This is a genomic window from Brachybacterium avium, assembly GCF_002216795.1.
Taxonomy (GTDB): domain Bacteria; phylum Actinomycetota; class Actinomycetes; order Actinomycetales; family Dermabacteraceae; genus Brachybacterium; species Brachybacterium avium.
In genome coordinates, this window is the sequence record NZ_CP022316.1 from 2738612 (window position 1) to 2749446 (window position 10835).

Below are 10835 nucleotides of genomic sequence, written 5' to 3' on the forward strand. Positions count from 1 at the left end.
CTCAGCCGCTGATCTCGAGCACGAGCTTGCCGCGGGTGTGCCCCTCGGCGAGCCGATGATGCGCCTGCGCGATCTCGTCCATCGGCAGCACCTCGGAGACCTCGAGCGGGTAGCGGCCTGCGCGGATGCCCTGGGCGAGGCGGTCCAGGCGATCCCGCCCCGGGACGATCGCGGGGATCCGCGCCTCGATCCCGCGCTGCAGGGCGGGGGAGAGGTCCGCGAGCGAGGGCAGTGCGACGATCCGGCCGCCCCCGGCGAGCTGGTCGAGGCTGGGCAGGAACGTCGAGTGGTAGTGGGTGTCCAGCACGACGTCGACCCCGCGGCCGTCCGTGAGGTGCTGGACCTCCTGGACCCAGTCGGTGGTGTCGTAGGCGATCGGGATCGCTCCCAGTTCGCGGATCCGCTCCGCGTTCGCCGAGCGCCCGGTGGCCAGCACCGTCGTCGCGCCGGCCTCCAGGACCATCGGGATCAGCAGCTGCCCGACGCCGCCGGCGCCGCCGTGGATCAGCACCGTCTCCCCCTCCTCGATCCCGGCCGTGTCCCGCACGGTCGCGATCGCGGTGAGCCCCACCAGGGACAGGCCGGCCCAGCGGGGCAGGTCCTCGTCCGGGATCTCCCCGGGGATCGGGGCGAGATCATCCGCCGAGATCGCGATGACCTCGGCCGCCACGCCCCGTCCATCTCCGGGCGCGCGCATCCCGAACACGCGGGTGCCGACGGTCAGCCCGCGGGAGCCCAGCTCCGCCTCGTCCAGGTCGGAACCGGCACCGATCACGGTGCCCGCCATCTCGCGCCCGGTGCCGGCCGGGAGCTCCAGGTCCTCCGCCCGCCCGGAGGAGCCGTCGCGGATCTTGAAGTCCAGCGGGTTCAGGCCCGCGAAGGCGACCCGCACCAGCACCTCGTCGGGGGCCGGTTCGGGCACCGGCGCATCGGTGTGCAGGGTGAGGACGTCGGGGCTGCCGAAGCGGTCGAAACGGATCTCTCGCATGCCTCCATGATGCACCCCGCGCCGTCATCGCGGCCATGGGGGATCATGGGGGGCAGCCCGCCGGCCCGCCACCCAGGAGGATCATGTCCGAGACCCGCCCGGATCCCCAGCACTGGCGGGACCTCCTGCGCCGCGAGATCACGCTGCCGTCGGCCCTCGAGCAGGTGCCCACACAGCAGGCTCTCGGCCGCACCCTCGCCGCCGAGGTGCGCAGCCCGGAGGCGATGCCGGTGGTGCCGATCGCCGCGATGGACGGTTTCGCGGTGCGGCGCAACGACCTCACCGCCCCCGGCCGGACCACCCTGCCGGTGAGCGCCGAGCTGCCCGCTCGCCCCGGCGAGGTGCCCGCCCTCGTCCCCGGCACCGCGGCGCGCATCATGACTGGTGCCGCTGTGCCCCACGGGGCGGATGCCGTCATCGAGGTCGAGGCGAGCGACGCCGATCCCTTCGGGCCGGTGCCCGCGAGGGTGACCTTCACCCTCGATGTGCGGCCTCCCGCGCAGCGGCACGTGCGCGCCCCCGGCGAGGAGGTCTCCCGCGGCGAGCTGCTCGCCGCGGCCGGGGACCGGGTGGGGCCCGGCCTCGTGGGCCTCGCCCGCGCCCTCGGGGTGGCGGCCCTGCCCACTCGCCGTCGTTGCCGAGTGAGCGTCGTGGTCACCGGGGACGAGCTCACTGCGGAGGCCGACTCACCGGGCAGCGTGCGAGAGTCCAACGGCGCCATGCTCGCCGCCGCGCTGCGCGCCGACGGAGCCGAGGCGCTGCCCCCGCTGCACAGCGGTGACGACCACAGCGGCCTGCGTGCCGCGCTCTCCCGCGCCGCCGCGGACTCCGACCTGGTGCTCACCACCGGCGGGATCGGTCACGGCGCGTTCGACGTGGTCAAGACCCTGCTGGGCGAGCACGGCAGCGGCACCTCCTGCTTCGCGCACCTCGCGCTGCGGCCCGGCGGCCCGCAGGGGTGGGGCCGGCTCGACGGCGGGGTGCCGGTGGTGCACCTGCCCGGCACCCCGGTCGGTGCACTGGTGGGATACCACCTCTTCGTCCGGCCCGTGCTGGGCGGGGCCGCTGCCGCGGAGGTCGCTGTGCGCCTCGGCGACGTCAGCGCAGACACCGCTCGCCGACCGCCCGGCGCGGTGCACGCGATGGCCGGTCGCCTGCGCCCCGGCGAGGACGGGCGCGAGGTCGTCGACCTGCTGCCGGGGAGGCGCCTGGCGCCCTACGGGCGGGCCGACGCGATCGTGCTGCTCGGGGCACCCGGGACCGAGGACGGCTGGGCCCGGGTGGTGCGGCTCTGATGCCGAGGACGTGAGACCACGCGCTCACCGTCGATCACTGCGCTGGATTACCGTGGACCCATGTCTGCGCCGCTCACTGACCCCGATCCCGGAGGCACCCTCCACCTGCGCCCGCACGGGGCGACCATCCTCTGCGTGGTCGTCGCCGTGCTGGGGCTGGGGCTCACCCTCGATGCGGTGATCCGCGCCGGCTGGCAGGGCGTGCTGGTGCTGCCGGCGCCGCTGCTCTTCCTCGCCCTGGTGTGGATGGTGCTGTGGGCGCCGCGGGTAGTGCTGCACGAGGACTCCGTCGAGGTGCGCAACGTCCTGGTCACCCACCACCTGCCCTTCGCCGCGATCCAGGAGGTGCGCCTGGGCGCGATGCTCCGCTTCGAGGTGGCGACCGATCGCGCCGCCGCGTCGACGGTCACCGCCTGGAACGCCCCGGCGCTGGGACGGGACGCGCCCTGGCGGCGCGAGGTGGTGATGCACGAGCAGCGGCTGCGCGGGCGCGGCAGCACCCCGCAGGAGCGACTGGTCGCCGATCAGCGGCGCAGCCGGTCCGCCGTGGTCAAGCAGCGCTGGAAGGACTGGATGGACCGTCGGGACCGGCAGGGGAGCTCCCCGGTCGACGCCGCCGACGAGGTGATGACCACGCGCCCCAACGTGCTGCAGATCGCCGTGGTGGCGATCCTCGGGCGCTCGTGCTCGCGCGGGCGATGCTCTGAACGGGCGCGACCGGGCATGACCCGGGCATGAGAGGAGGGGCCGGACCGCGGCAGCGGTCCGACCCCTCCTGTCGATCAGAGGATCAGGCCTTGATCCCGACCTGGGTCCAGTCCGTGGTCTCGAACTGCGAGGCGCCGGTGTTCACCAGGCCCTCCTTGACCGCGAAGATGATCGGCGTCGCGTAGAACGGGATGATGACGAAGGACTCGGCGACGATCGTCGACAGCTCATTGGCGAGCTCGCGACGCTCGGTGTCGTCGAAGGCCCCCTTCAGCTTCTCGTTGATCGGGCCGATGCGGTCATCGGCGTAGCCGGTGAAGTTCTGCCCGGAATCGATCGGGTAGACCAGGTTCGCCGCCGAGCTCTCCGGGAACGCCGTGCCGACCCACGAGAAGGTCACCATGTCGAAGGAGCCGGGCATGACGTAGTCGGGGAAGTAGCCGTCGGACGGGACAGTCTGCAGCTCGCAGTTGAAGCCGACCTCGTTGAGGTTGGTCTGCACCTGACGGGCACGATCGGAGTTCGACTTGGTGTCCGCCGGGATGATGACCTTCAGGTCCATCGTCTTGCCGTCCTTGGACCGCTTGTCCCCGTCGAGCGCCCAGCCGGCCTCGTCGAGGATCTTGCCCGCCGCGTCCTGGTCGAACTCGAGACCGCCGAAGGAGTCCTCGTAGCCGTCCTGGCCGGGCATGTAGACGAAGTTGTTGACCAGCACGATCGGCGCCTCGAGCGGGCCCACCACGGCGCGGCCGATGGCGTCGCGGTCGATGGCGCGGGCCATCGCCTCGCGGACCTTGACGTCCTCGAGCAGGCCGTCGCCGCCCTTGACGTTCATCGTCAGGTGCGTCCAGGTCAGGCCGTTGGTGGTCTGGATGGAGGCATCCTTGCGGGTCTTCGCCTGCGAGAGCACGTCACCGGTGCCGACCTCGAGCCAGTCGATCTCGCCGTTGGCGAAGGACTGCGGCTGGGTGGTCTGGTCGACGACCTGGAAGATGAGGCTCTCGAGCTTCGGCGCCCGACCCCACCAGTTCTCGTTGCGCTCGAGGGTGACGACGCCGCCGGAGGCATCGAGGTTGCCCACCTTGAACGGGCCCTTGCCCGGGGTGGGTCCATCGGCGAAGCCGGTGTTGAAGGTCTCCGCATCCGCGAACACCGAGGCCGGCGATTCGGGGTGGAGCACGGTGATCCAGTCGATGTACGGGCTGGCGAAGACGATCTCGGCGGAGAACTCGTCATCGGTCTGGGTGATGGACTCGATCTGGTCCCAGCCCACGGTGGAGACCACGAGGTAGTCCTCGTCGGTGCCGTTGAGCGCCTTCCACTGGGCGATCAGGTCGTCGACCACGATCGGGTCGCCGTTGTCCCACTTGCCCTTGGGGTTGAACTTCACCGAGACCTTCTGCGGGTCCTCGGAGGTCATCTCCGCGGACTCGATGTAGTCCGGGTTCAGCGTCTTCTCGCCCTCCTCGGACAGGATGATCTCGGCGCCGGCGCCGCAGGGATCGGCGATGTCGGAGGTGTCGGCGTTGTTGCCGTCGACCTGCGAACGGTTCCAGTTCGCCGGGAAGGTGAGGATGGCCTTGCGCAGGGTGCCGCCGTCGGGGACCTCGTCGTAGTCCATGCGCTCCCAGCCGGTGGAGGGGAGCTCCCCCTGCTCCTCAGCGGCCTTCTCATTGGCCTCGGCAGCCTTGGACTGCTGCTCCTCCTCGGAGGCCTGGCCGCCGCAGGCGGCGAGGGCGGCGGCGGAGCCGACCACGCCGGTTCCGGCGAGGAAAAGTCGACGAGTGCTCGTGATCTTCATGGGTTTCTCTCTTCCTGGTGAGATGTGCAGCTCTGCACAGGGTCTTGGGATCGTGGGGTGGTGGACGGGTACTGCGGTCTGGGGGTGCTGGGACGCGGGGCGTCAGTCGCCGGTGGGGGACAGTGCGGAGATGTCGATGTCATCGAGGCGCCCGATCTGGTCGACGTGGTGGCAGGCCACCGTGGACCCGCCATGGGGCAGAGCCACCGGGTCCTCCCCGAGGCACCGCGCCTGGCGGTCCTCGTCGAGCATTCGGAACAGGGGGCAGCGCGAGGCGAAATTGCACCCGGGGATGTCCTCGGTGGGGCTGGGGAGATCACCGGTGAGCAGGATCCGCTGCCGCTCCCGCTCGACCGCCGGATCCGGTACCGGCACCGCGCTCATCAGGGCGCGGGTGTAGGGGTGGCGAGGGGACTCGTACACCTCCTGCACGGGGCCGTACTCGACGATCCGCCCCAGGTACATGACCGCGATCTTGTCGGCGATCTCCCGGATGATGGCGAGGTCGTGGGCGACGAACAGGTAGGACAGTCCCAGGCGGTCGCGCAGATCCTGGAGCAGGTTCATCACCCCGGCCTGCACCGACACGTCGAGTGCCGAGACCGGCTCATCCAGCACCAGCACCTTCGGGTTGGTGATCAGCGAGCGGGCGATGCCGATGCGCTGGCGCTGGCCGCCCGAGAACTCGTGCGGGTAGCGGTCGGTCATCTCCGGTGCCAGGCCCACCAGCTCGAGCATCTCGATCACGCGCCGGCTCCGCTCCGCGCGGGGGACCCGGTGGACCGTCAGCGGCTCGGCGATGATGTCACCGACCGGCATGCGCGGATCGACCGCGGCCATCGGGTCCTGGAAGACGATCTGGACGTCCTGCCGCATCGCGAGGCGCTCGGCCCGCGAGAGCGTCCCGACGTCCTTCCCGTCCACCTCCAGGCTGCCGCGCTGCGGCGTGACCAGCTCCATGATCTCGAGCGCGGTGGTGGACTTGCCCGAACCGGACTCGCCCACCAGCCCGAGGGTCTCGCCGGGCAGGACCTCGAAGTCCACGCCGTCGACGGCCTTCACGCTGCCCACCACGTGGCGGAAGACCGCACCCTTGTAGAGCGGGAAATGACGCACCAGGTCCGTGGCCCGGACCACCGGGTGCAGGGTGTCCGACTCCTTGAGCGCACGTTCCTCATGCGGCGGTCGCGGGAAGATGTCCGAGGGCTTCAGGGTGCCGGCGACGATCTCGTCGGCCCGGTGGCAGGCGACCTCGCGCCCGTCCCCGAACTCGGCGATCAGGGTGGGCTCGGTGACGCGGCAGCGGTCCTGGACGGCGGGGCAGCGATCCGCGAAGGGGCAGCCCGGCGGCAGGTCGGCGAGGTCCGGCGGACGCCCCTCGAGGGGCACGAGTCGTTCCTTGCCGGCGGTGAGCATGTTCGGCACCGAGCGCAGCAGGCCCATCGTGTAGGGCATCCGCGGCGTGCGGAAGACGTCGTCGACGGGGCCCTTCTCGACCAGCTTGCCCGCGTACATCACGGCCACCCGGTCCACGTTGCCGGCGACGACGCCGAGATCGTGGGTGATCAGCACAACGGCGGCCCCGGTGACCTCCTTGGCCTTCTGCAGGACCTCGAGGATCTGCGCCTGGATCGTCACGTCCAGCGCGGTGGTGGGCTCGTCGGCGATGATCAGCGTCGGATCGTTCGCGATCGCGATCGCGATCATCGCGCGCTGGCGCATGCCCCCGGAGAACTCGTGCGGGAACGCCTTGACCCGGCGCTCCGGGGCCGGGATCCCGACGATCTTCAGCAGCTCCACGGCCCGCTTCTCGGCGGTGCGCGGAGCGAGCTTCGTGTCGTGGAGGGTCAGCGCCTCCTGGATCTGCTGACCGACGGTGTAGACCGGTGTCAGCGCCGAGAGCGGGTCCTGGAAGATCATCGCGATGTCCCGGCCGCGCAGTCGGGACAGCTGACGATCGCTCATCCCCAGCAGGGACTCGCCGCGGAAGGTGATGTCGCCGTCGATCTTCGCGGAGCTGGGCAGCAGGCCCATCACCGCGAGGGAGGAGACGGACTTGCCGGAACCGGACTCGCCGACGATGCCGAGGAACTCGCCCTCGTCCACGGCGTAGTCCACTCCGCGCACGGCGCGCACGCCGCCGGTGGCGTTGGGGAAGGTGACGGTCAGATCTTTGACCTGGAGCAGCGGCTCAGGCACGGTTCACCTCACTGGTGGGGTCGATGGCGTCGCGCAGGGCGTCGCCCACGAGGGCGACCCCGGTCAGCAGGGCGACGAGGAAGGACGCCGGGATCACGAACAGCCAGGGGCGGGACACGGCGGCGCCGGTGCCGTCCTGCAGCAGCGTGCCCAGGGAGACGTCCGGGGCCTGGATCCCGAGGCCGAAGAAGGACAGCGAGGTCTCCGCCAGGATCGCCATGGCGACGCCGAGGGCGCCGTCGATGATCAGCAGCGAGGCGACGTTGGGGATGATGTGGCGACGCAGGATGGTCGGGGTCCGCACCCCCATGAACCGCGCCGCCTTGACGTACTCGCGCTCCTTCAGCGACTTCGTCTGGTTCTTCACGATCTGAGCCATGATCATCCAGCTGAACAGACCGATCGCGATGACCAGCAGGCCCCAGGCGGGGAGGAATCCGAGCCACTGGAGGGCTGCGGGCAGGTTGCTGGGGTCGGCGATGGCGGGCGAGACGATCATCAGCACGTAGAAGACCGGCAGCACCAGCAGCAGGTTGATCAGCCAGTTGGTGAACATCTCGAACACGCCGCCGAGGTACCCGGCCAGCGATCCCATGATCGCCGCGATCAGCGTCGAGGTGGGGGCGGCGAGGAAGCCGATCAGCAGCGACTTGCGCAGCGCCGAGGTCATCGAGGCGTAGAGATCCACGCCGATCGCATCGGTGCCGAAGTAGTGCTGCGCGCTCGGCGGCGAGTTGAAGTTGAAGTTGTCCTGCTGGCCCTGCGCATAGATGTTGAACAGGTCGCCGAACAGGGCGAAGGCCACGATCACGACCACGATCACGCCGCCGATGTAGAAGTTCGGCTTGGTCTTGAGCCGACGCCACACCAGACGGCCGCGGGAGATCGGGCGATGCGGGGTGGCCCTCTTCTCCGTCATGGCGGCGGTGGGTTCGATGTCCTGGGCGAGATCGGCGCTGTGATCGGCAGGCTGCTGAGCATTCATCGACATGTCAGACCCTCACTCTCGGGTCGAGTGCCGCATAGAGCACTTCGGACAGGGTCGAGCTGAGCAGCAGCAGCACTGCGGTGAAGCAGACATTGCCGGCCAGCGCGTTGACGTCGGAGGTCTGCACGGCGACGATGCCGTACTTGCCCATGCCGTCCCACGAGAAGATGATCTCGAGGAAGGCCGAGCCGGCCACCAGGGTTCCGAAGCTGTAGGCGAAGTAGGTGGACATCGGGATCAGCGCCACCCGCACGCCGTGCTTGATCAGCGCATGGTTCCGGGTCGCGCCCTTGGCGCGGGCGGTGCGGATGAAGTCGCTGCCCAGCACGTCGAGCATCAGGGAGCGCTGGTAGCGGGAGTACCCGGCGGCTCCGAACAGCATCAGGGCGATCGTGGGCAGCAGCAGGTGCACGAACCCGTCCCACACCTGCGGGAAGAATCCCTCGGTGCCCGCCGTGTAGGGACCGGTGAAGCGGATCGCCTGGACGCCGATCAGGTTGTTGAACTTGGTCGCCAGGATCATCAGGATCACGCCGCCGACGAAGGTCGGGGTCGAGATGAGGATGAACGAGAGGTAGGAGGTGATCTGGTCGGACGCCTTGTACTGGCGCACCGCGCCCCAGACTCCGAGGGTGACACCGAGGATCGCCGCCAGCAGGGAGCCCAGCAGCAGCAGGCGCAGGCTCAGACCGGCGCGGCTGAAGATCTCGTTGACCACCCAGTCGCCGTTGAGGTCCTGGCCCAGCTTCTGGGAGAGCGGCTCGAAGATCACGCGCTCGATCCACCACCAGGTGCGCAGCAGGACCGGGTCCTTGTCGTTGACGCCGTAGGCGCTGAGGATGCCGTCGATCGACTCCTCCGGGATGGGGGGATTGAGCCCGAGGTACCGCCGACGGGGGAAGAAGAAGAGGCTGGCGGCGATGTAGGCGAAGACGGTCGCGACGACCGTCAGGATCAGGTAGTTGACGAACCGACGCAGGATGTACTTGGTCATGCAGGGACTCCTGGGGTGGAGTCCGGGACGATCCCACGGGAGGCCGGGCGGGCGCTGCAGCTGCGGCGCAGGCGCGTCCAGGCAGACGAACGTGATCGCATCGTCGGGAATCCTCACATTGTCGGTGCTCGATCCACAGCGATGCGGATCACAGAGCAGGTTTCTGAACTGTAGGGCACTCGGAGGCGCATCTTCGCGCCTGTCACGGCTCCATCACCGAATTGTTATCCATCGGTAGCCTGTCGCCCCAGTGCGTGGCCGTGAGGGAGACTACATCACATGGTGGAAAGACATGGAGTTTTCGGTGCGACTGTGCTGCGTGGCTTGACAGGTCCCGACGGGCACGGGCCGACTGCGACCGGGCCCGATATCCGCGAGCGCGCCGCGGACCCGGCGCCCGCCTCCGCGACGGGCTCTCAGGAGCGTTATCTCCGCCAGATGCGCCTGCCCGAGCTGGGCGCCCTCGGTCAGCGCCGCCTGGCCGCCTCCCGGGTCGCCGTGATCGGGGCGGGCGGGCTCGGTGCACCGGTGCTCACCTATCTCGCCGCCGCCGGCATCGGGGAGATCACCCTGCTGGATCCGGACACCGTCGATGCCACGAACCTCCACCGCCAGGTGCTGTTCACCGGCGCGGACCTGGGACGGTCCAAGGCGGTGGCCGCCGCAGACCATCTGCATGCGCTGAACCCCGAGGTCACGGTGCGCGCCGTGGTCGAGGTGGTCACCCACGAGAACGCGCTCGAACTGCTCGCCGGGCACCATCTGGTGCTCGACGGCACCGACAACTTCCCGACCCGCTATCTGGCCTCCGATGCCTGCGAGCTGCTGGACATCCCTCTGGTGTGGGGCTCCATCCTCGGCTTCGCCGGGCAGGTGAGCGTGTTCTGGGGAGCCGGCGGGCGCGGGGTGACCTACCGCGATGTGCATCCGGTGCCGCCGCGCCCCGGTGAGGTGCCCAGCTGCTCCGAGGCCGGGGTGCTGGGGATGCTGTGCGGAGTGATCGGCTCCAGCATGGCCATGGAAGCGGTCAAGGTGCTGGCGGGCCTGGGGGACGTGCTCTTCGGTCGGCTCGCCCTCTACGACGCGCTGCGCGCCCGCTGGGACGAGCTGCCGCTGGCGCGGGACCCCCATCGCCTCCCGGTCGAGGCGATCGAGGACGTGATGGCCACCTGCGGGCTGCCCGGACCGACCGGTCCGGCCCTGGACGAGGTGACCGTCTCCGAGCTGCCCTCGCTGCTGGAGGACGGGGTGCGGGTGATCGACATCCGCGAGGAGCATGAACTGTCCGCAGGCATGATCCGCGGCGCGGAGCACCTGCCGATGGGGGCCGTGCTCGCACTGGCCGGGTCCGCCCCGCCGGCGGATCCCGGCCGCGCTCTGGAGGGTGCCGTGCTGTACTGCGCGGCCGGCTCCCGGTCGGGGAGCGTCCAGCGCAGCCTCGCCGCGCAGGGGATCCGGGTGCGCTCGCTGCGCGGCGGCTTCGGCGCCGTGGAGGGCACGGAGCTCGCGGCGCCGCCGCGCTGAGCGTCGTCGGCGGCAGCAGCGGGGAGGCTCAGCCGCCCGCGAAGGGCGGCAGCACATCCAAGCGGTCGCCGTCTGCGAGGCTCTGCTCGCGGTCGGTGCAGGCCACCGCGTTGAGCAGGAAGCTCGAGCGGTCGATCACCCGCGCCGCCGCGGCGGAGGCATCCACCTGCAGCGCTTCGATCGCCTCCCCGAGCGTGCTCGCCTGCAGCGAGACCGCATCGGCCCCGAATTCGGCCGCGGCTCCCGCGAACAGGCGCACGGAGATGCGCGGTGCGGCGGTGCCGGGGTCGGTCGCGGGGACCGTCCCGGTGGTCGTCGGATCGATGCTGGTCATCTCT

At 70.4% G+C, this 10835-nt stretch carries 9 protein-coding genes; 3 read left to right on the forward strand and 6 right to left on the reverse strand.

The features are described 5' to 3' along the window. Position 1 precedes the first annotated feature (1 nt). Complete coding sequence (locus CFK39_RS12250) at positions 2–988, reverse strand: NADP-dependent oxidoreductase (protein WP_089065699.1); 987 nt, start codon at positions 986–988, stop codon at positions 2–4. An 83-nt stretch (positions 989–1071) separates the two neighbouring features. Here CFK39_RS12250 and CFK39_RS12255 point away from each other — a divergent pair, with 83 nt between their 5' ends. Together CFK39_RS12255 and CFK39_RS12260 are read left to right on the forward strand one after the other, a co-directional pair. Beyond that, positions 1072–2283 carry a molybdopterin molybdotransferase MoeA gene (locus tag CFK39_RS12255; protein WP_089065700.1) on the forward strand — a complete coding sequence of 404 codons (1212 nt, stop codon included), beginning with the start codon at positions 1072–1074 and terminating at the stop codon, positions 2281–2283. A gap of 60 nt (positions 2284–2343) precedes the next feature. Continuing rightward, the gene (locus CFK39_RS12260) at positions 2344–3021 is read left to right on the forward strand and encodes a PH domain-containing protein (RefSeq protein WP_089065701.1); all 678 of its coding nucleotides are present in this window, start codon (positions 2344–2346) and stop codon (positions 3019–3021) included. Between the two features lie 52 nt (positions 3022–3073). On the opposite strand, the gene CFK39_RS12265 is transcribed toward CFK39_RS12260, so the two are convergent. The 4 genes from CFK39_RS12265 to CFK39_RS12280 all read right to left on the reverse strand — a co-directional run bounded on the left by CFK39_RS12265 (position 3074) and on the right by CFK39_RS12280 (position 8973). Beyond that, entirely contained in the window at positions 3074–4792 is a 1719-nt protein-coding gene (locus CFK39_RS12265) for an ABC transporter family substrate-binding protein (RefSeq protein ID WP_089065702.1), read from the reverse strand. A 102-nt stretch (positions 4793–4894) separates the two neighbouring features. Continuing rightward, the gene (locus CFK39_RS12270) at positions 4895–6991 is read right to left on the reverse strand and encodes an ABC transporter ATP-binding protein (RefSeq protein ID WP_089065703.1); all 2097 of its coding nucleotides are present in this window, start codon (positions 6989–6991) and stop codon (positions 4895–4897) included. Further along, a complete protein-coding gene (locus CFK39_RS12275; RefSeq protein ID WP_245822555.1) occupies positions 6984–7982 on the reverse strand; it encodes an ABC transporter permease in 999 nt (332 codons plus the stop codon). The genes CFK39_RS12270 and CFK39_RS12275 overlap by 8 nt, the downstream gene beginning before the upstream one ends. A 1-nt stretch (position 7983) precedes the next feature. Beyond that, positions 7984–8973: an ABC transporter permease gene (locus tag CFK39_RS12280; protein ID WP_089065704.1), complete on the reverse strand. Its 990-nt coding sequence runs from the start codon at positions 8971–8973 to the stop codon at positions 7984–7986. 438 nt (positions 8974–9411) lie between these two features. Between CFK39_RS12280 and CFK39_RS12285 the strand changes: the two genes are divergently transcribed. After that, on the forward strand, positions 9412–10497 hold the full coding sequence (locus CFK39_RS12285; protein WP_157697163.1) for a ThiF family adenylyltransferase: 1086 nt from the start codon (positions 9412–9414) through the stop codon (positions 10495–10497). Positions 10498–10525: 28 nt separating this feature from the next. Here CFK39_RS12285 and CFK39_RS12290 read toward each other — a convergent pair whose 3' ends face one another. Then, complete coding sequence (locus CFK39_RS12290) at positions 10526–10831, reverse strand: MoaD/ThiS family protein (RefSeq protein ID WP_089065706.1); 306 nt, start codon at positions 10829–10831, stop codon at positions 10526–10528. Positions 10832–10835: the final 4 nt, after the last annotated feature.

Coding starts and splice junctions, on each gene's coding strand:
- CFK39_RS12260 (WP_089065701.1), top strand. CDS start 2,344: ATGTCTGCGCCGCTCACTGACCCCGATCCCGGAGGCACCCTCCACCTG.
- CFK39_RS12250 (WP_089065699.1), bottom strand. CDS start 988: ATGCGAGAGATCCGTTTCGACCGCTTCGGCAGCCCCGACGTCCTCACC.
- CFK39_RS12255 (WP_089065700.1), top strand. CDS start 1,072: ATGTCCGAGACCCGCCCGGATCCCCAGCACTGGCGGGACCTCCTGCGC.
- CFK39_RS12265 (WP_089065702.1), bottom strand. CDS start 4,792: ATGAAGATCACGAGCACTCGTCGACTTTTCCTCGCCGGAACCGGCGTG.
- CFK39_RS12275 (WP_245822555.1), bottom strand. CDS start 7,982: ATGTCGATGAATGCTCAGCAGCCTGCCGATCACAGCGCCGATCTCGCC.
- CFK39_RS12285 (WP_157697163.1), top strand. CDS start 9,412: ATGCGCCTGCCCGAGCTGGGCGCCCTCGGTCAGCGCCGCCTGGCCGCC.
- CFK39_RS12280 (WP_089065704.1), bottom strand. CDS start 8,973: ATGACCAAGTACATCCTGCGTCGGTTCGTCAACTACCTGATCCTGACG.
- CFK39_RS12290 (WP_089065706.1), bottom strand. CDS start 10,831: ATGACCAGCATCGATCCGACGACCACCGGGACGGTCCCCGCGACCGAC.